The organism is Mesorhizobium sp. M0019 (genome assembly GCF_040323975.1).
Taxonomy (GTDB): Bacteria; Pseudomonadota; Alphaproteobacteria; order Rhizobiales; family Rhizobiaceae; genus Mesorhizobium.
Map to the genome: position 1 here is coordinate 26,511 of NZ_JAMYVK010000004.1, position 19,016 is coordinate 45,526.

The following is a 19,016-nucleotide window of genomic DNA, read 5'->3' on the forward strand; positions in this document are numbered from 1 at the left end:
GTTAGCCGGCTTTGGACGTATAGAGGTCCTTGTAGGCTTCGCGCAGCAGGTTCTTCGGCACCTTGCCCATCGTGTTGCGCGGCAGTTCGTCGACGAAGATCACCCGTTTCGGATGCTTGTACCTGGCGAGGCGCCCGGCGATGGCCTCGACGATCCCTGCGGCGCTGATGGTCGAGCCCGGCGCCCTCACCACGACAGCGGTGACGCCTTCGCCGAAATCCGGATGGGCAACGCCGATGACAGCGCTTTCGGCGACGCCAGGCAGCGCGTCGATCTCGCTCTCGACTTCCTTTGGATAGATATTGTAGCCGCCGGAAATGATCAGGTCCTTGCCGCGGCCAACGATGTGGACATAGCCGTCGGCATCGATCAGCCCGAGATCGCCGGTGATGAAGAAACCATCGTCACGGAATTCGGCCCTTGTCTTTTCCGGCATGCGCCAGTAGCCGCAAAAGACGTTCGGGCCCTTGACCTCGATCATGCCGACCTCGCCCCGGGCAAGTGTTTCGCCGCCATCGGGATCGGCGATGCGCAGGGAGACGCCGGGCAAGGGGAAGCCAACCGTGCCGGCTCGCCGCTCTTCCTCGTATGGATTCGACGTGTTCATGTTGGTCTCGGTCATGCCGTAGCGCTCGAGGATGGCGTGGCCGGTGCGCTCTCGCCAGGCTCTGTGCGTCTCGGCCAACAGCGGCGCCGAGCCGGAAATGAACAGGCGGATGTTTTTCGCCGCTTGCCGGTTCAAACCGTCCTGCTGCAGCAGGCGGACGTAGAATGTCGGCACGCCCATCAGCACGGTGGCGCGCGGCAGCAGCGAGACGATGCGGGCCGGGTCGAATTTGGTTTCGAACAGCATCGAGGCGCCGGCCATCAGGACGACATTGGTGGCGACGAAAAGGCCATGCGTGTGGAAAACCGGCAGCGCGTGAATCAGCACGTCTGCGGCAGTGAAGCGCCAGAGGTCGACCAGCACCCGCGCATTGGAGGCGAGGTTTTCGTGGCTGAGCATGGCGCCTTTCGAACGGCCGGTGGTGCCGGAGGTGTAGAGGATCGCAGCAAGGTCGTCCGGTCCGCGCGCCACGTCGTGGAAGTCCACGGCCGCCTCAGAGGCACGATCGGTCAACGAACCCTCGCCCTTGCTGCCGAGTGTCGCGACCGCAGCGCCCGAGGCCTGCGCCAAAGCGCCGATCTCGGTCACTCGCGCCGGGTCGCAGACGATCAGTCGCGGCTCGGCATCCCTGAAGAAATAGTCGAGCTCGGTCAGCGTATAGGCGGTGTTGAGCGGCAGGAAGATCGCGCCGGCACGCAGGCAGGCGAGATAGAGGAAAATGGCCTCCGGGCTCTTCTCGACCTGAACGGCGACGCGGGCGCCGGCTTCGATGCCCAGCTGCGACAGCACATGTGCCAGTTGAGCGGAGCGCGCCAGCATTTCGCCATAGCTGATCGAGCGCCCGTCCTCTGCCTCCATCAAAAGGCGTCCGGGCGTGGGCATCCGGGCACGGAAAGCATCGAACAGATGGTTGCTCAAAAGTCCCCCCGAGCGGCTGTCTCCGGCCGAACGGCGGCGGTCAGCCGGCCGCCTTGTCCGCCGCTGCCCTGATTGCCTCGATGTTTGCCCGATAGGCTGCGACGCTGCCGCCCTTGAAAATGGCCGCACCGGCGACCAGCACGCTGGCGCCGGCGGCGGTGACCAGGGGCGCAGTTTCCGGCGAAATGCCGCCGTCGATCTCGATCCGGATCGGCCTGTCACCGATCAGCGCCTTCACCCGCTTCACCTTGTCTACGATCGCCGGAATGAAGGCCTGACCGCCGAAGCCCGGATTGACCGTCATGATCAGGATAAGATCGAGCCGGTCGAGCACGTATTCGATCATCGTCTCCGGTGTCGCCGGGTTGAGCGACACACCGGCCTTCTTGCCAAGGTTTTTGATCGTCTGCAGCGACCGGTCGAGATGCGGCCCGGCTTCGGCGTGCACCGTGATGCCGTCGCAGCCGGCCTCGGCGAAGGCGGCCAGATAGGGGTCGGCCGGGGCGATCATCAGATGGCAGTCGAAGAAAGCCTTGGTGCGGTTGCGGATCGCCTTGATCACCGGTGGCCCGAAGGTGATGTTGGGGACGAAATGCCCGTCCATGACGTCGAGATGGATCCAGTCGGCGCCGGCGGCCGCCACCGCCTCGACCTCGTCGCCGAGCTTCGAGAAATCGGAAGCCAGCACCGATGGCGCGATCAGGGTTTTTTTGCTCATGACGCGGTCTTCCCGAACACCTCGGTTTACGGCCCCTCTGTATCGCCTGCCTAGACCATGAGTCGAGTCCGGAAAGTGGAAGCCGGTTTGTCCTTCCGCTGATGCCACGGCTTCAGGTTTTCGCTGCTCTTTCATCTGCCAGCCAAAGAAAAACCCGCCGGATCGCTCCGGCGGGGTTTTCTTGATCGAATGATCACCGTTTGAAGTTCGCGCGCGATCCTATTGCTCGAGCTGCGGCTTGCGCCTTGGCAGCTGCTGAAGAACATCTGGATTCAGCAGCAGGCTCGGTTTGCGGATCGGCTGGCACTGGCCATTAATCGGCCGCGCGCCCGGTGCGCACTCCAGCCGCCGTTTGCGGCAGGCGCCGTCGCGCAGCTCTGTCCCACGCGGGCAGACGCAGACGCCACGCTTGTTGTGGATCTGACCAGGTATCGAGCACTCCACCACAACAGGCTTCTTGCGCCTGCAGGCATTGCCTTGCACTTCCGTACCCCGCGGGCAGACACAATCGCCCTCGGCGTCGTGGATCTGGCCGCGGATGGTGCACTGCTCCGGCTTCGGCTGGATCGGCCGGCAGACATTGCCCCTGACTTCCGTACCCCGCGGGCAGACGCAATCGCCAGCGGCGTTATGGATCTGGCCCCGAATGGTGCACTGCTCGGGTTTTGGCTGGATTGGCCGGCAGGCATTGCCTCTGACTTCCGTACCTTTCGGGCAGACACAATCACCACCGCCGTCGTGGATCTGGCCACGAATGGTGCACTGCTCGGGTTTCGGCTGGATTGGCCGGCAGGCATTGCCTCTGACTTCGGTGCCCCGCGGGCAGACGCAATCGCCAGCAGCGTCGTGGATCTGGCCACGGATGGTGCACTGCTCGGGCTTCGGCTCTTTCCCCACGCAAGCGCCGTTCTCCAGTTCGGTTCCGTGCGGGCAGACGCAGCGTCCGTCTTCGGTACGGATCTGGCCTTTGAGCAGAACGCAAGGTTTTGGCTTCGGCACGATGACCGTGCCGCCGCCGGACGAGCATTGGCCGTTGCGGAAGGTCGTGCCGGGCGGGCAGACGCAGTTGCCGGCGTCATTCATGACGAAGCCTGCCGAGCATTCCTTCTTCACCTCATTCCTGATGGTGAAGGGATGACAGGCATAGGCCTTGCCGCGATCGCCCTGCACGTTGGCCGCACCGCGGGACAACACGTCGCCACCGCCTTGCACCGGCGTGTCGGGAGAGAGCACGCCGACGCAGTTCTGACCATTGACCGTGCCCTGCAGATTTGCCAGGCGACCGTCGTCGGGAAGCACCACGGTCACGTTGTGAACGTGGCTTTCCCCGGCGCCGATCGTCAAATTGGCAATGCAGGAGGCAGGCAAGATTGCCGGCGCCGGCGAGCAGCCGAAGGGCGGATCGATCGAGGTGATCGCAACGCCCTCCAGCCGGCCGAGGCCTTCGACGCCGATGGCATCGCCGATGCGAACCGGGCCGGAGAAGGCGCTCGCCCCATCGTTCGTGATGGTGATCTCGAACGAGCAGGGCTGGCCGGGCTTGCACTCGGCGTCGCCGGTCTTCTCGACGCGAATGGTCGAGGCGCCGCCGCCCTTGGCGCAGGCCTGGCCGATGGGATAGACGATGTCATCTCCCGGAGCCGGGCCGTAGGAGCCGCGTGCGCAGTTCTCGAATTCGCCGTTCGCGGCAACCGTCAGGTCGAAATGGCGGCTGGTTCCAGGCGTCATAACAGCGCCGGGAATCTGGCAGGACAGTGTGTTGGCCGGAAGCGGTCCGCAAGCCCATTCCGCGCCGTCTGGGGTGACGGTCTGGATCTGGACCGGCGCTCCGCCGGCTATCAGCGTCGCGGCATCGTTGACCCGTACCGGACCGGTCGGGGCAATGGTGCCGAGGCTGATGACGGTAATGCGGCAGGAAACGACCGCAGCACCGGCCAGCGAGGCATTGCATACCTTGGTGATGCGCAGGGCCGGCTGGCCGCCATTCGGATGACGGATGCGTTCCTTGGCGCAGGCCCTGTTGTTGGTGATGTCGTTCTCACCGGGAATAGCCTTCACCTCGGCGCAGTTCTCGACACTGTCGGGCCGGTAGTTGGCCGGCATCACCGCCCTGACGAAGATCGGCGTCGAGGCGCCAGGCAACAGCACGATTCCGGCGTTGTCGCAGCGGAACTGGCCGGGGCCGTTCGGTCCGCATGTCCATGGCGGCGTCGGGCCGAAGGTCGAGGATGCCGGCGCGCCGCCCGGATAGGTATCGACGACCGTCAGCGGCCCATTATAGGGGACGCTGCCATTGTTGATTATGTCGACCACGAAGGTGCAGACGCCATCGGCCGAACAGAATTCGGTGCGGGCGCGCTTCTTCAGGATCAGGTCGACCTTCTTCTCCACCGGCGGCCGGCAGTCGCGGTCACGATCGCCACGCCGGCAGACCGGGATCGAAGCACAGCGGCGATCGTTTTGCTGGCTGCCGAAAAGCGGCTTGCCGCTGGCGCCGTAATTGTAAGTGGCGCAGTTGCGCAAGACGCTGCCTCGCCAGCCTGCGGCCGGCTTGAAGCCGAGCTTGAGGTCGACAGAGGCACCCGGATTGAGCGTGGTCACCGGATGAGTGCAAATCATCGGGGTGGTTCCAGGCGCGCAGACCCAAGGCGGGTTCGGCCCTGAATCGAGGGTGGAGCCGGCCGGCAGGGTGACTTCGTCGAGCACGATCTTGCCGTGGTAGGGTGCATCGCCGACATTGGTGACCCTGATGGTGAAGTCGCAGCCGCCGCCCATCGTGCAACGTTGCACGTCGGCGCGCTTTTCGACTTTCAGATCCGGTTCCTGGTCCTTCGGTGGGCAGCGCTGATCACGCGGGATGACGATATCGATGGTGTGCGTACAGCACAGGCCCCAGCCCTCCCTCGGGCCGGCATAGGTTTCGATACCGGTGACGATGATGTGGATGACGTCGCCGGGTGAAGCGCCGACGATCTTCCAATTGAGCACACCGCCGCCGGCCGGCACCAATTGCGTGTCGGGAATGATGGTGATGCCGGGTGTCGTCGTCGAAAGCTGCACCCATTTGCCGGCCATCTCTGGGCCGACCGGCATGTGGTAGATGAAGGCGCCGCCGCCGGGCAAGCAATCGACCGTGCCGCGCTCCACCTTGAAGCATTCCTTGCCGGGAGGTGGAGGCGGCGGGTTGCACCTGGTGACGTCGATCTTGATCGAGGTCTTTGCACCCGTGAGATAATTGCCGTCGTCCGGCTTGCCCGGATCCTGCGACGGGATTTCGATGCCGGCGCCGCGTTCGCGGCTCACGTTGACCACGCCCTGGTTGTGAACGATCGTCGGCGACGGAAACGCCGCATGGTCGATCTTGGCGGTGATCTGGAACGTGATGACGCGCTCGTTCGCAGCGCCGATGCCGTCGAGATCGCTGGCGGAAATCCGGAAATCGGACACCGTCGCGGTATCGTCCGGGCCAGCCGAACTGCTGATCGCAGCACCGGGCAGCGGTCCGCCGGACGCATCGGTGCCGTCGCCGGTCACATGCACGCCGACGACGCGCAGGCCGTGCGGGAGCTGGTCCCTGAAATCGAGCCTGACCTTTTTCAGCATGGCGGCGAGGCCCGGGCTGGCAAAACCCTGCGGATTGCCGCGCAAGCCAAAGCTCAGCGAATATACGACATAGTCGCAGCCTCTCTGGGTGCCTTTCTTGGTGAAGAAGGGCACGATCCGGCCCGGCTCCGGATTGACGATACGAGGATTGTCGAAATCGAGCTTGGTATCGGGAATGACAGTGACCGCATCGGCAGGCTTGGTCTTGGCCGGAGCAAGGTCTTCAGCGAAGCCTTGCAGCGGGCTCAGCATGGCGACCGCGATACCGGCCGCCATCAGCCAGCGCGCGCCGCGCCTGGCGAGTGACAGGGGTTTCATGATGGTCTCCATGACGAATGATTGTTTGCCGGTTGTTTGGCTGCTTGTCGCAGGCGGGAAAAATGCGAGATTGCTCATCTTCCCCTCCTCACGGTTCGCAGCTGACGGCTGGGGTTCTGAGCCGCAAGGTCATCTTGCAGCAAGGGTAGTAGCCACCCTTGTCGCTATCGGACTGCCTGTAGAAGCAGAGCCCGACATCGACCGTATCGCCAGGGTAATGGCCGGTGATGCCGATCGTGTATGGCGCACCGGGCGCATGCGACAGAGGTGAAGTCACCCCAACGCCAGGCGTCCTGGACAGAGCCTTGATCGAATCGCCGCCAAAGCCGGCATGGTCATGGAGATAGAGATCGGCCTCGAGGCCGGAGGGCGTGCAGAGATACCTGACATCCTCGACATCGAGGCAAGGAGGCAGATTGCCGGGGGGCGGAAAGTCCGGCGGATAGAACGGTGGCAGATAGCCGCCCGGCACCTGCTCGTAATAGCCGGCACGGCCTTCGCAGGGGCGCCAGACCTCGACGTCGCCGACATGGCCTTCGACTTCGGGGTCTTCGAAATAATTGTCGAAGTCGACGAACCACGAGCCGAAAGGCGGCATGTTGGCCGGCTTGACCAGTGCCGTCGGCGTGATTTGCACGCCGTGCACGGCGAGCGGCCCGCCGGCTGCGAGTTGTTCGGCAAGCTCCGGGTTGTCGCGCAACTTGTCGCCGGTATCGACCAGCGTGTCGGTGCAGACGCCGGTATCGAGATTGCCTTCGGCATCGTAGCCATATTGCAGGTCGAGGCCGCCGGCCGGCTGTCGGTTGTCTTGCGGGAAGCCGACCGCATATTCCTGCGGCACTTCCACCCAGGCCGATTCCGTCGCCGGATCGTCCGGATTTTCGCGCCAGTAGCGGATGACCTCACCCTTGCCGGAATCGGCGAACTGGCTGTAGTCGTAGCGGTTCTCCACCGGGCCGCGCTGGGCCAGGTACATGAAGCCCTCGTTGTCGAAGGCGATGTCGGTGACCGCGTAATCCTTGTCGGCCTTGACCGTCAGTTCCCAGCGCGGGTCGCCGGCGAAACTGCCGTCGCCGGCAACGCCCACCGACCAGATCTCCGCCTTATCACCGACCGAATAATAGAGCCGGCCGCCACGATAGACGACCGACCAGACGCGGCGCTCGTCCTGCGTGTAGCCCCAGCTGTCGGGGTCCTCGCTGTCGAAGGCAGCACCCTGGATGTCAATCACCGAGCCGTCGTCGGCAAGGGCGGCAAGCCCGTGCGCCGGGCGGCCGGCTATGCCGTGGTCGAACGTGTCGAGCAGCGCGCCATTGGCGTCGATGCGGTGGATGAGGCCGGTGTCGAGATCGCTGGCGAAGAACTGGCGGTGGATATTGTCGAAAGTGACGTCGCCGATGCCGGGACCGCTATTGGCGTCGATATCGGCGAATTTCGAGACGGCGCCGGTGATGCCGTCGATCTTCCAGATCGTTCCGGGGCCGCCGCCGTTTTCGGTGCCGAACTGGCCGTCCATGAAGACCGCGTCAGCCGTGCCGCGGCGCTGCCGCTCCGGCCGGCCGTCGGCGTCGCCGTCTGGCGTGACTATGCGGATGCCGTGCAGCGACGTGGCGCCGGCATAGAGGTTTGGAATGGCCGATGGAACGCCGTCGCGCACGCCGTCGTCGTAGGTGATGCCGAACACCTGGCCGATTTGCCCGGCCGTGACCTCGAACGGTGGCGGGGTGAAGACCAATTGGCCAGACGCCGGCCCGCCCAGCCTTGAGACGTCGAAGACGCGCAAGGTCGCGCGCGCCGTGTCGATGAAGGTTTCGTCGACGGGATCGACGCCCGGCGGCAGGCCTTCCTCGAAATTGGGAATGACGGTGCCGGAGAATCCGGTCACTGCCATCGAGCCGGGATAGATGATCTGGGTTTCCTGAGCCTGGGCCGAGCCACCGAGCCAGAGCCCAGCGGCGAGCGCCAAGATCGACAATCCGCTGGCAGCCTGGATGGCGCGGCGCAAACGGCCGGCACGAGAGCGCACGAACGCGCCGTGGTCGCAAGACATGGATCTCCCCCCACAGGTCATGGGAGAAACATCCGGTCCCGGCGCGCAAATCAGGGCAAGGCGCGGCGTTCCGGCACGTTCATCCCTGATCGAATTGTCTGCTTTCCTCAACGTCACGATACGCCTGCGTCCGCGCAGGGTCAACGGAACCAGCGAAGAGCCCAGCGCATCGACCCAGTCCCGAAGGCGATGGTCGCGCTGAGCTCCTGCTGTTCCCGGAGACCGTGGAGTCTCTGGATCTGTGGTCATGGGGCTTTCCTTTCCGGGGCCGCACCACGCGGCACCTGAGCGTCAGTCGCGAGGTGAGGCGGAAAGGTTCATGGGCCGGGCCGGGCCGGGCTGGATCACGGCCGGAAAATACGGGCCTGCCGGTTCCGAATCCGATCAACCGCGATGAATGGTGAACGCCTTGCGCAGAATGCTTGCGCGCCACGCAGCCTGTTCTTATATACGCGCCAAGCCGTCCAGCGCCGAATGCCGGTTGCCGGAGCGGAATTTCTTGTGAACAGGGGCTTTCGTCGGAACGCCTGTACGGGTCCTGAGAGCCTGCTTAGCGGAGAGATTAAAGAAATGGCAAAAGTAATCGGTATCGATCTGGGAACAACCAATTCCTGTGTCGCCATCATGGACGGCAAGGAATCCAAGGTCATCGAGAATGCGGAAGGCGCGCGCACGACTCCTTCCATTGTAGCAATCAACAGCGACGGCGAGCGCCTCGTCGGCCAGCCGGCCAAGCGCCAGGCGGTTACCAATCCTGAGAACACCATTTTCGCGGTCAAGCGCCTGATCGGCCGCCGCTATGACGATCCGGTGACGGAGAAGGACAAGAAGCTTGTCCCCTATAAGATCGTCAAGGGCGACAATGGCGACGCCTGGGTCGAGGCCGGCGGCAAGAAGCAGTCGCCTAGCCAGATCTCGGCGATGATCCTGCAGAAGATGAAGGAAACGGCGGAGGCTTATCTCGGCGAGAAGGTCGAGAAGGCGGTCATCACCGTTCCGGCCTATTTCAACGACGCCCAGCGCCAGGCGACCAAGGATGCCGGCAAGATCGCCGGCCTCGAAGTGCTGCGCATCATCAACGAGCCGACGGCGGCCGCGCTTGCCTATGGACTGGACAAGAAGGAAGGCAAGACGATTGCCGTCTATGACCTTGGCGGCGGCACGTTCGATATTTCGGTGCTCGAAATCGGCGACGGCGTGTTCGAGGTGAAGTCGACCAATGGCGACACCTTCCTCGGCGGCGAGGATTTCGACATGCGTCTGGTCGAATATCTGGCGGCTGAGTTCAAGAAGGAACAGGGCATCGACCTGCGGAACGACAAGCTCGCCCTTCAGCGCCTCAAGGAAGCGGCTGAAAAGGCCAAGATCGAGCTGTCGTCCACCACGCAGACCGAGATCAACCTGCCCTTCATCACCGCCGATGCCACCGGCCCCAAGCACCTGACGCTGAAGCTGACGCGGGCGAAGTTCGAGAGCCTGGTCGAGGATCTCGTCCAGCGCACGATCGATCCTTGCAAGGCGGCGCTCAAGGATGCCGGCCTGAAGGCCGGCGAAATCGACGAAGTCGTCCTGGTCGGCGGCATGACCCGTATGCCCAAGATCCAGGAGATCGTGAAGCAGTTCTTCGGCAAGGAGCCGCACAAGGGCGTCAACCCGGATGAGGTCGTCGCGTTAGGCGCCGCTATCCAGGCCGGCGTGCTGCAGGGCGACGTCAAGGACGTGCTGCTGCTCGACGTGACGCCGTTGTCGCTCGGCATCGAGACGCTGGGCGGCGTGTTCACGCGGCTGATCGAACGCAACACGACGATTCCGACAAAGAAGAGCCAGGTGTTCTCCACGGCCGAGGATTCGCAGTCGGCGGTGACCATCCGCGTCTTCCAGGGCGAGCGTGAAATGGCCGCCGACAACAAGGCGCTCGGCCAGTTCGATCTGGTCGGCATCCCGCCTGCGCCGCGCGGCGTGCCGCAGATCGAGGTCACCTTCGACATCGACGCCAACGGCATCGTCAACGTCTCGGCCAAGGACAAGGGCACCGGCAAGGAGCACCAGATCCGCATCCAGGCGTCCGGCGGCCTTTCGGACGCCGACATCGAGAAGATGGTCAAGGACGCCGAGGCCAATGCCGAAGCCGACAAGAAGCGGCGCGCGCTGGTCGAGGCCCGCAACCAGGCCGAGGCGCTGGTGCATTCCTCGGAGAAATCTCTGAAGGAATACGGCGAGAAGGTTTCCGAGGCCGACCGCACGGCGATTGCCGATGCGATCGCGGCGCTGAAGACCGCTGCCGAAGGCGACGATGTGACCGAGATCGAGGCCAAGACGCAGACGCTCGCCGAAGTCTCGATGAAGCTCGGCCAGGCCATGTACGAGGCTTCGCAGAAGGAAGCCGCCGAGGCCGACGCCAAGGCTGATGCCGCCAAGGACAGTGACGTCGTCGATGCCGACTTCGAGGAAATCGACGAAGACGACGAGAAGAAGAAGTCGGCCTGAACCGCCTGACGGTACAGGTAAGGGAAAAAGCCCGGCGCACAGCCGGGCTTTTTTGCAACCCTTTGCCGGAAAAACGCTGAGCTGCCCGAAAAAATGCGGACAAAGCCTCGTAGACACTGGCATCGCGGCTCCATCACACCTAAATCGGAACAGCGTGCCGGCAAACGACGCAACGATGCTTCAAGACGTTGACTATCCGGACTGCGGGAAAACATGAAAGCTGATTTTTACGAAACGCTAGGCGTGCAAAAGGGCGCCGACGAGAAGGAGCTCAAGAGCGCTTTTCGCAAGCTCGCCATGCAGTTCCATCCCGACCGCAACCCAGGCGACCATGCCTGCGAGCACAAGTTCAAGGAAATCAACGAAGCCTACGAGACACTGAAGGACCCGCAGAAGCGCGCCGCCTATGATCGCTTCGGCCACGCCGCCTTCGAGCACGGCGGTATGAATGGCGGGGCGCAAGGCTTTGGCGCCGGCGGCTTCGCCGACATTTTCGAAGACATTTTCGGCGACATGATGGGCGGGCGCCAGCGCCGCTCGTCCGGCGGCCGCGAGCGCGGCGCCGACCTGCGCTACAATATGGAAATTACGCTGGAAGAGGCATTTTCCGGCAAGACCGCGCAGATTCGGGTGCCAGCCTCGATTTCCTGCTCGGAATGCTCGGGCAGCGGCGCCAGGCCTGGCACCCAGCCCGTCACCTGCTCGATGTGCAACGGCCACGGCAAGGTGCGCGCCACGCAAGGCTTCTTCTCGATCGAGCGCACCTGCCCGCAATGCCAGGGGCGCGGCCAGACCATCAAGGATCCGTGCCCGAAATGCGCCGGCCAGGGCCGTGTCACCGAGGAGCGCTCGCTGTCGGTAAACATCCCTGCCGGCATCGAGGATGGCACCCGCATCCGGCTGGCCAATGAGGGCGAGGCCGGCCTGCGCGGCGGCCCGTCGGGCGATCTCTACATCTTCCTCGCGGTCAAGCCGCACGAATTCTTCCAGCGCGACGGGGCCGATCTTTATTGCAAGGTGCCGATCTCGATGACGACGGCAGCGCTTGGCGGCTCGTTCGAGGTGACGACACTGGACGGTACCCAGACGAAGGTGAAGGTGCCGGAAGGCACCCAGAACGGTCGCCAGTTCCGCCTCAAGGGCAAGGGCATGCCTGTGCTGCGCCAGCCCAATATCGGCGACCTCTACATCCAGACCGTGGTTGAGACGCCGCAGAACCTTTCGCGCCATCAGCGCGAATTGCTGGAGGAATTCGAGCAGCTTTCCTCAAAGGACAATTCGCCTCAGTCGAGCGGATTTTTCGCCCGCATGAAAGACTTTTTCGAAACGTTCGGCGAGCACTGAATCTGATCCCTGGAAAACGCTTCCCGAGCGTCATCAACACCTTATCCGGGGATTCGCCTTGTCTTGCACCTCGTAACTGCTAAGTAGCATGCGAGGGAGCGTTGAGGAGGACTTTCGATGACGCGTAGTCCCGGACTGCGAAAGACGCTGGCGGAAAAGTTCGACGACGAGCTGAAGTTCTTCAAGGGCTGGATCGACAAGCCGAAGGCGGTCGGTTCGATCGTCCCGACCAGTTCCATCACCGCAGGCAAGATGGCCTCGATCGTCGATCCGACATCCGGCCTGCCGGTGCTCGAGGTCGGGCCCGGTACAGGCGTCATCACACGCGCCATCCTCGCCCAGGGCATAAAGCCTGAGAATCTCTACGCGGTCGAATATTCCACTGATTTCGTGCGCCATCTGCGCCAGCTTTATCCAGGCGTCAACGTCATCGAGGGCGACGCCTTCAATCTCGACGCGACGCTTGGCGACAAGCGCGACCTGATCTTCGATTCTGTGATATCGGGCGTGCCGCTGCTCAATTTCCCTGTCGCCCAGCGCATCGCCTATGTCGAGAGCCTGCTCGACCGTATCCCGGCGGGCCGGCCGATCGTGCAGCTAACTTACGGGCCGCTGTCGCCGATACCGCCGGGCCGCGGCGACTATACGGTCGAGCATTTCCATTTCGTCATCCGCAACATTCCGCCGACGCAGCTTTGGATCTACCGGCGCGGGGCCGCATGAATTGAAGCGTTGGGTTTGAATAGCACTTGTCTTATACCCATCGGGTGACAAGGCAGACCCATGGCTGTGATCCCGAAAATTCTCGTCGTCGCCGGTTCGGTGCGCAGCGGCGCCTATAGCGGCAGGACCGCCGACGTGGCACAGAAGGAACTTGCCATGCAGGGCGCCGAGGTGACCCGCATCTCGCTCGCCGACTATCCGCTGCCGATCCTCGACCAGGATTTGGAAAAGGACGAAGGCATTCCCGAAAACGCCGTCAAGCTCGGCCGGATGATCGCCGCCCATGACGGGCTGCTGATCGCGACGCCCGAATATAACGGCTCCATTCCGCCGCTGCTCAAGAACAGCATCGACTGGGTGAGCCAGCTGCGCAAGGATGGCGGCCGGACGTTCAGGCCGCTTGCCGGCAAGGTCGCCGCCCTCTGCTCGTCTTCCAACGGACCCTTCGGCGGGATACGCTGCATCAACCATCTGCGCGCCGTGCTGGTGCGCTGCCGGATGGAGGTGGTGACACCGGAGTGTTCGGTGCCGGAGGGCGGCTACGCCTTCGACGACGAGGGCAACTTCCGGGACGAGAGACTACGCCAATCGATGGAGCACCTATGCCGAACGCTGATCGAAACCTCGCGCATGCTGTCGACGCGGATCGAGGCATGATCCCGGACGCCGCGCATGCCGACACGATGCAGGAAAGGCTGATCGTCGGCCTCGACCTGCCGACGCTGAAGGAAGCCGAGAAAGCGGTGCGCGAGCTCGACGGGATCGTCTCCTTCTACAAGATCGGTTACCAGCTCGCCTTTGCCGGCGGGCTCGACTTCGCCCGCGAGCTGGCCAGCGGCGGCACCAGGATCTTTCTTGACATGAAGCTGCTCGACATCGACAACACGGTGGCCAGGGGCGTCGAAAACATCGCCAGGATGGGCATGAGCATGCTGACCATCCACGCCTATCCGAAGACGATGAAGGCGGCGGTCGAGGCCGCGAGGGGCAGCGACCTTTGCCTGCTCGGGGTCACCGTGCTGACCTCGATGGACGAGCAGGACGTGATCGACGCCGGCTATGAGTATGATCCGCATACACTGGTGCTGAGGCGCTCCGAGCAGGCGCTGCATGCCGGCATGGGCGGCATCGTCTGCTCGGCCGAGGAAGCCGAGGCGGTGCGCCGCATCGTCGGCCCCGACCTGGCGGTCGTGACGCCGGGAATCCGGCCGAAGGGCAGCGACCATGGCGACCAGAAGCGGGTGGTGACGCCGGCGCAGGCGATCCGCAACGGCTCCAGCCATCTCGTCGTCGGCCGGCCGATCGTCGGCGCGGCCGACAGGCGGGCGGCGGCGGAAGCGATCCTCGATGAAATGCGCTCGGCCTGACGCCAGGAATTAACCCGGAGAAAAGCCATGCCCAAAGGATACTGGATCGCTCGCGTCGACGTGCGCGATGCGGAAGGCTACAAGGACTATGTCGCAGCTGCCAAACCGGCCTTCGACCGCTTCGGCGCCAAGTTCCTGGCGCGCGGCGGCGCGCATGAGAAGGCCGAGGGGCCGGGCCGCGACCGCAACGTGATCATCGAGTTTCCGTCGCTTGCGGCGGCGCATGACTGCTACCACTCGCCCGAATACCAGCGCGCCGTCGCGATCCGCCAGAAGGTGGCCGAGGGCGAAATCGTGCTGGTCGAGGGGATTTAGGCGAGAAGCCGGTTCGCCGCTGCCTGCGCCATCGCATCGGCGAGGCTCAAGCCCCATTGCTGGCGACAGTAATCGCGGAAATCGAAGCAGGGCAAGCCGGGGCAGACCTCGAACTCGATGAGGTGGACGCTGTCGTCGGCTTCGACCCGGAAATCGATGGAAAACACATCCCGCAGGCCAAGCCCGACCATCAGGCGTTCGGCGATGCGACGGATTCTTGCATCGGCTTCAGGCTGGCTGCCGGCGACCGGCAGCAGCACCGGCTCGGTATATTTTCCCGCAGCTTTCGCCGCTGCGCCGGTATCGCCGTAAAGCGCCAGGCTGTCCTGCATGGTCTGGAAATCGCCGCCCGAACCGACAAAGGCGATGCCCAGCGCCTCGACGCCGGTATCCGGCCTCAATCCGAGAAAACTGGCGCGCGCGTTGCGGCCGGCGACATAGGGCTGGACGACGACATCGTCGCGATAGGCGGCGAAGACGCGCCGGCTAAGCTCCAGCGCATGGCCGAGATCGCGGCAGCGCGAATCCGGCCAGATACCGATCTTGGCGCCGAGCCGGTTCGGCTTGACGAACCAGCCGGCGGGCGAGGCCGGCGGCGCGACCAGCCAGGCGCCGTCACGGGCAAGGCCCGCCTGCGGCACCGGCAAGCCGAACGCGCCGAGCACGGCGCCTGAACAGAACTTGTCCTGGCAGAGCGCGAAAAGCGCATCGTCGGCGCCGATCGCCTCCAGGCCGTTCAGCCGTGCCAGAGCTGGTGCCGCGCCGCCGCGGAAATAGGCGATGCCGTCGGTCAGCGTCCAGACTAGCGTGGTCTTCGGGTCCTCGCCGGCGAGAACGCTTGAGGCGTCGTCGAGCGTCACCGGCGCAAATGACAAGCCGCGCTTCTGGCAAGCGGCGGCAAGTGCGTCGAATTCAGCAGCGATATCGGTCGATTGCGCCAGATAGGAGGCAATTTCGGCGGCACGCTCCGGCACGTGGTTATCGGCAACCAGCCGATCGAAGCAAGCCTTTTCTGGCTCGTAGACAAGGATCAGCTTCGGCTCGCGGCTTGACATGATCGAAACGATTTCCCGGCAGCACGATTGCTAGAGCAATTCCAGGAAAAGTGTGAAACGGTTTTCCGTCCGGAATTGCGTCAAAACAAAGAGATAGAGCGGTTCAGCGTTCCGCGAAACGATGAACCATTCTAGCATCGCACGGCGAGCGCATTCGGCTTTCGCGGAATCGACGTCAGCCGGACGCCTGCACGACAGCAACGGCGCCATCTTCCTGTTTGACCATGATCTTTTCCGAAAACCGGTTCCCACTTTTCGGGATCATGGTCAGCCAATCAGCACACGCGGCTCGAAGCGACCATTGACTGGAATGTCGAGCATAAATGTCATGCCGGCTTGCGGGTCGAGCAGGCGCTGCTTCTCGCTCTTGCCCGACCAGGCGGAGGTGACCGCCAGCCGGTCGGCATTCCTGCCGACGAAAGCCGGACAGGAAGGCTGCGTCGCCGGCATCGCCACCGAACGGACGAGCTTGCCGTCGGGTCCATAGGCTTCGACGACGCTGCCGCCCCAGCAGGCGTTCCACAATATGCCGTCACGGTCGAGCACCGAACCATCGATATAGCCCTTGGCCGAACGGTGGTCGACGAAGACCTTCGGTTCGCCAACCGGCAGGCCGGTCGCCGGATCGCAGCCGACGCGCATCAACAGCCCGGTGCTGGTGTCGGTGTAATAGGCGATCGTCCCATCCTCGGAAAAGCAGATCGAGTTGGGCACCGTGACGTCGGCATAGAGCCGGCGCAGCTCGCCTTTGAAGAACCAGTAGATCGAACCGGCGGCCTTCTCCTCGCCCTTGCCCATGGTGCCGACCCAGAGGGCGCCGCAAGGGTGAACGCGTGAATCGTTCGAGCGGGTGACCGTATTGTCGGCCTCGATCGGCGTGTGCAGCGTCAGCTTGCCGGTCGCGACGTCGCGGACATGCAGACCGGTCTCGGTGGCGATCAGCTGGCGTTGGTCGTCGATGATGCAGATGGCGCTGGCCATCTGACCGAGCTCGTGGATTTTGACGGCACCGCCCGACAGGCGCTGTTCGAGGAGCTGGCCGTTGACGATGTCGAACCAGTAGAGCGTGTCGGTGGCAGGGTCATAGCTTGGTCCCTCGCCGAGTTGGCAGACATGGTCGGAAAAAACCGAAACGATGGTCTCGCTCATCATGCCGCTCCAAACGCCGCGTCCCAGGCCACGACCGCAGCCTTCGCCCGTGCCGCCACTTCGTCGACGCTCATGCCCGGCTTGAACAGGCTGGAGCCAAGACCGAAGACGCTGACGCCGGCTGCCTTGTAGCCGGCAAAATCCTTATCCGAAACGCCGCCGACCGCGCCGACCAGCACACTGGCCGGCAGCACCGCGCGCATCGCCGAAATGCCTGCCGCGCCAAGCACGCTCGCCGGGAAGAATTTCAATGCCGAGGCGCCGAGCCGGATTGCCCGGAATGCCTCGGTCGGCGTGAACACGCCGGGCATCGTCACCATGCCGTAATGCATGGCACGGCCCATGACGTCGGCGTCGATATTGGGGCTGACCAGCAGCCGCCCGCCGGCCTTGTGCAGGCCGTCGACATCGGCGGCGCTGAGCACCGTGCCGGCACCGACCAAGGCTGTTGGAGGAAGCGCTCCGACAATGCTGGCGATGGAGGCGTAAGGATCGGGCGAGTTGAGCGGCACCTCGATCGCTTCGATACCGGCGCCGAAGATCGCCTGGCCGATCGCCACCGCCTCGCTTGGCTTGAGGCCACGCAGGATGGCGACCAGACCCCGCTCGAGCTTTGGAAAAGGTGCGGTTTCGGTCATGCGGCAACTCCATTTCCGGCGATCATGCCATTTTCGCGCGCGGCTTCGGCAAGACCGGCACGCACCGCCTCGTCGGCGTCGACCACCCTGACCGCGAGCCCGGCAAGGCCGAGCGCGTCGGCATAGAGCTTGCCGAGTGCGCCCGACGCGATCAGCACGACGGGCACGGCACTCGCCCCATAACGGCGATTTGCCGAAGCGATCTCGCCGCCGATCAGCAGGCCGGACAGGCACGCGGCGGCATCCTCGGGCTTCAGATCCTGCAGCAGGCTGGCGGCGCGGATCGAGAACAGTCTTGAACCGATGTCACCACCTTCGGCCAACGCCTTCAGGCACCACTCCCGGAAAAATGGATTTTCGGCGGCAACCGGCTTCGGCGGCTCGCCCAGCGAATGGCGCAGGATCGAGTGCGCGGCCAGCACCGAAAACAGCTCGCCGGTCGGCCAGGTGCCGAAACCGGCAACAGAGCCGTCCTCGACCAGCACCCATTTCGAATGCGTGCCGGGCATGCAGACGAGGTGGCGTCCCTTTGCCGGCAAACCGGCGCCGGCAAGCTGGGTTTCCTCGCCGCGCATGACGTCCGGGGCGTCGGCCAGACGCTGGGCAAGGCCGGGCACGATGCGGATGTCGCGGCGCTGGCCGGGGATGCGGGCAGCGCCGGCGAGAATAGCGCCGATCGGCGCCGGCACGCTGACATAGGGCGCCTCCAGCCAGCCCTGGCGCGAACCGGCCATGCCGCAAATGATGACCGGCAGCGCCTCGGCTGCGCCCAGGGCACCCAGATGCCCTTCAAGAATGGACGAAAATCCTTTAGCCTGGGCGGTGATCAGCCCGTCATCGCCGCGCCGCTCGGCGAGAACCTTGCCGGCGCCGTCGAGCAGCCAGACCCTCATACGGGTGGTGCCCCAGTCGACGGCCGCGACGGAAGCTGCCTTGCTCGATGAGATCACAGGAACCCCCCATCGACGATCAGCATCTGCGCGGTCAGCATGCGTGAGGCATCCGACGCCAGGAACAGCACGGTGCCGACAATGTCTTCCGGCTGCATCACCTCTTTGATGCACTGTTTGGCGACATGAGCGGCGAGCGCTTCTTCGGTGACCCAGAGCTTTCTCTGCCGCTCGGTGATCACCCAGCCGGGCGCGATCGCGTTGACACGGATGCCGTCGACGCCGAGCTTGCCGGCAAGACCCTTGGTGAGACCGACGATGCCGGCCTTGGCGGCGGTGTAGGCCGGCATATCGGGATGGTTGATGAGAAACGACGTCGAGGTGAAGTTGATGATCGAGCCGCCGCCGGCCCGCTTCATGCCCGGCGCCACCGCCTGTGCGCTGAAGAAATGCGGGCGCAGGTTGATGGCATGGTTGTTGTCCCAGAACTCCACCGTGACGTCTTCGACGGCATGACGGTCATCCTGCGCGGCATTGTTGACCAGCACGGTCACGTTGCCATGCGCCTCGGCGGCTTTGGCGATTGATACCCGCAATGCCTCGATGTCGCGTATGTCGGTCTTGAGATAGAACGGCCGCCGGCCGAGCTCCTTGTCTAACCGATCGGCCAGCGCCAGGCTCGGACGGTCGGCGATATCGATGAAGGCGACCTTTGCCCCCTGGCGGACAAAACCTTCGGTCAAGGCAGCACCAATGCCGGAGCCGCCGCCGGTGATCAGCACCGAAGCGCCTTCGAGGTCGGCAAAGCGTGCCGATGGCATCATGAAATTCTCT

The 19,016-nt window shown here is 64.1% G+C and carries 15 protein-coding genes; 6 read left to right on the forward strand and 9 right to left on the reverse strand.

The features are described 5' to 3' along the window. Nucleotide 1: 1 nt before the first annotated feature. From NKK47_RS04605 to NKK47_RS04620, 4 genes are all read right to left on the reverse strand, one after another. A complete protein-coding gene (locus NKK47_RS04605) occupies nt 2-1,525 on the reverse strand; it encodes a malonate--CoA ligase (RefSeq protein ID WP_352575254.1) in 1,524 nt (507 codons plus the stop codon). Between the two features lie 40 nt (nt 1,526-1,565). Next, a complete protein-coding gene (gene rpe / locus NKK47_RS04610; RefSeq protein WP_352449613.1) occupies nt 1,566-2,243 on the reverse strand; it encodes a ribulose-phosphate 3-epimerase in 678 nt (225 codons plus the stop codon). Nucleotides 2,244-2,462: 219 nt separating this feature from the next. Next, nucleotides 2,463-6,242, reverse strand: a complete 3,780-nt coding sequence (locus NKK47_RS04615; protein WP_352575256.1) for a DUF7929 domain-containing protein — start codon at nt 6,240-6,242, stop codon at nt 2,463-2,465. 10 nt (nt 6,243-6,252) lie between these two features. Further along, entirely contained in the window at nt 6,253-8,214 is a 1,962-nt protein-coding gene (locus tag NKK47_RS04620; RefSeq protein ID WP_352575258.1) for a hypothetical protein, read from the reverse strand. Nucleotides 8,215-8,784: 570 nt separating this feature from the next. Here NKK47_RS04620 and dnaK point away from each other — a divergent pair. The 6 genes from dnaK to NKK47_RS04650 all read left to right on the forward strand — a co-directional run bounded on the left by dnaK (nt 8,785) and on the right by NKK47_RS04650 (nt 14,450). Beyond that, a complete protein-coding gene (gene dnaK / locus NKK47_RS04625; protein ID WP_023679851.1) occupies nt 8,785-10,701 on the forward strand; it encodes a molecular chaperone DnaK in 1,917 nt (638 codons plus the stop codon). A 213-nt stretch (nt 10,702-10,914) separates the two neighbouring features. Further along, on the forward strand, nt 10,915-12,045 hold the full coding sequence (gene dnaJ / locus NKK47_RS04630) for a molecular chaperone DnaJ (protein WP_352575260.1): 1,131 nt from the start codon (nt 10,915-10,917) through the stop codon (nt 12,043-12,045). Between the two features lie 117 nt (nt 12,046-12,162). Continuing rightward, complete coding sequence (gene pmtA, locus NKK47_RS04635) at nt 12,163-12,768, forward strand: phospholipid N-methyltransferase PmtA (protein ID WP_023679853.1); 606 nt, start codon at nt 12,163-12,165, stop codon at nt 12,766-12,768. Between the two features lie 60 nt (nt 12,769-12,828). Then, nucleotides 12,829-13,425: an NADPH-dependent FMN reductase gene (locus tag NKK47_RS04640; protein ID WP_352575262.1), complete on the forward strand. Its 597-nt coding sequence runs from the start codon at nt 12,829-12,831 to the stop codon at nt 13,423-13,425. Beyond that, complete coding sequence (gene pyrF / locus NKK47_RS04645; RefSeq protein ID WP_352575264.1) at nt 13,422-14,135, forward strand: orotidine-5'-phosphate decarboxylase; 714 nt, start codon at nt 13,422-13,424, stop codon at nt 14,133-14,135. The genes NKK47_RS04640 and pyrF overlap by 4 nt, the downstream gene beginning before the upstream one ends. Nucleotides 14,136-14,162: 27 nt before the next feature. Continuing rightward, nucleotides 14,163-14,450: a DUF1330 domain-containing protein gene (locus NKK47_RS04650; protein WP_023679856.1), complete on the forward strand. Its 288-nt coding sequence runs from the start codon at nt 14,163-14,165 to the stop codon at nt 14,448-14,450. Here NKK47_RS04650 and NKK47_RS04655 read toward each other — a convergent pair. The 5 genes from NKK47_RS04655 to NKK47_RS04675 all read right to left on the reverse strand — a co-directional run bounded on the left by NKK47_RS04655 (nt 14,447) and on the right by NKK47_RS04675 (nt 19,006). After that, on the reverse strand, nt 14,447-15,505 hold the full coding sequence (locus NKK47_RS04655; protein ID WP_352575266.1) for a D-alanine--D-alanine ligase family protein: 1,059 nt from the start codon (nt 15,503-15,505) through the stop codon (nt 14,447-14,449). The two genes, NKK47_RS04650 and NKK47_RS04655, sit on opposite strands and share 4 nt — an antisense overlap. A gap of 267 nt (nt 15,506-15,772) precedes the next feature. Continuing rightward, a complete protein-coding gene (locus tag NKK47_RS04660; RefSeq protein ID WP_023679859.1) occupies nt 15,773-16,654 on the reverse strand; it encodes an SMP-30/gluconolactonase/LRE family protein in 882 nt (293 codons plus the stop codon). Beyond that, a complete protein-coding gene (locus tag NKK47_RS04665) occupies nt 16,654-17,292 on the reverse strand; it encodes a 2-dehydro-3-deoxy-6-phosphogalactonate aldolase (protein WP_352575268.1) in 639 nt (212 codons plus the stop codon). Before NKK47_RS04665 ends, NKK47_RS04660 begins: the two co-directional genes overlap by 1 nt. Beyond that, nucleotides 17,289-18,239, reverse strand: a complete 951-nt coding sequence (locus NKK47_RS04670; protein ID WP_502898926.1) for a 2-dehydro-3-deoxygalactonokinase — start codon at nt 18,237-18,239, stop codon at nt 17,289-17,291. The genes NKK47_RS04665 and NKK47_RS04670 overlap by 4 nt, the downstream gene beginning before the upstream one ends. Beyond that, nucleotides 18,239-19,006 (reverse strand): SDR family NAD(P)-dependent oxidoreductase, encoded by a 768-nt coding sequence (locus tag NKK47_RS04675; protein ID WP_023679862.1) that lies wholly within the window; start codon nt 19,004-19,006, stop codon nt 18,239-18,241. Before NKK47_RS04675 ends, NKK47_RS04670 begins: the two co-directional genes overlap by 1 nt. Nucleotides 19,007-19,016 lie beyond the last annotated feature (10 nt).

Coding starts and splice junctions, on each gene's coding strand:
- rpe (WP_352449613.1), bottom strand. CDS start 2,243: ATGAGCAAAAAAACCCTGATCGCGCCATCGGTGCTGGCTTCCGATTTC.
- NKK47_RS04615 (WP_352575256.1), bottom strand. CDS start 6,242: ATGAGCAATCTCGCATTTTTCCCGCCTGCGACAAGCAGCCAAACAACC.
- NKK47_RS04620 (WP_352575258.1), bottom strand. CDS start 8,214: ATGTCTTGCGACCACGGCGCGTTCGTGCGCTCTCGTGCCGGCCGTTTG.
- dnaK (WP_023679851.1), top strand. CDS start 8,785: ATGGCAAAAGTAATCGGTATCGATCTGGGAACAACCAATTCCTGTGTC.
- dnaJ (WP_352575260.1), top strand. CDS start 10,915: ATGAAAGCTGATTTTTACGAAACGCTAGGCGTGCAAAAGGGCGCCGAC.
- pmtA (WP_023679853.1), top strand. CDS start 12,163: ATGACGCGTAGTCCCGGACTGCGAAAGACGCTGGCGGAAAAGTTCGAC.
- NKK47_RS04640 (WP_352575262.1), top strand. CDS start 12,829: ATGGCTGTGATCCCGAAAATTCTCGTCGTCGCCGGTTCGGTGCGCAGC.
- pyrF (WP_352575264.1), top strand. CDS start 13,422: ATGATCCCGGACGCCGCGCATGCCGACACGATGCAGGAAAGGCTGATC.
- NKK47_RS04650 (WP_023679856.1), top strand. CDS start 14,163: ATGCCCAAAGGATACTGGATCGCTCGCGTCGACGTGCGCGATGCGGAA.
- NKK47_RS04655 (WP_352575266.1), bottom strand. CDS start 15,505: ATGTCAAGCCGCGAGCCGAAGCTGATCCTTGTCTACGAGCCAGAAAAG.
- NKK47_RS04660 (WP_023679859.1), bottom strand. CDS start 16,654: ATGAGCGAGACCATCGTTTCGGTTTTTTCCGACCATGTCTGCCAACTC.
- NKK47_RS04665 (WP_352575268.1), bottom strand. CDS start 17,292: ATGACCGAAACCGCACCTTTTCCAAAGCTCGAGCGGGGTCTGGTCGCC.
- NKK47_RS04675 (WP_023679862.1), bottom strand. CDS start 19,006: ATGATGCCATCGGCACGCTTTGCCGACCTCGAAGGCGCTTCGGTGCTG.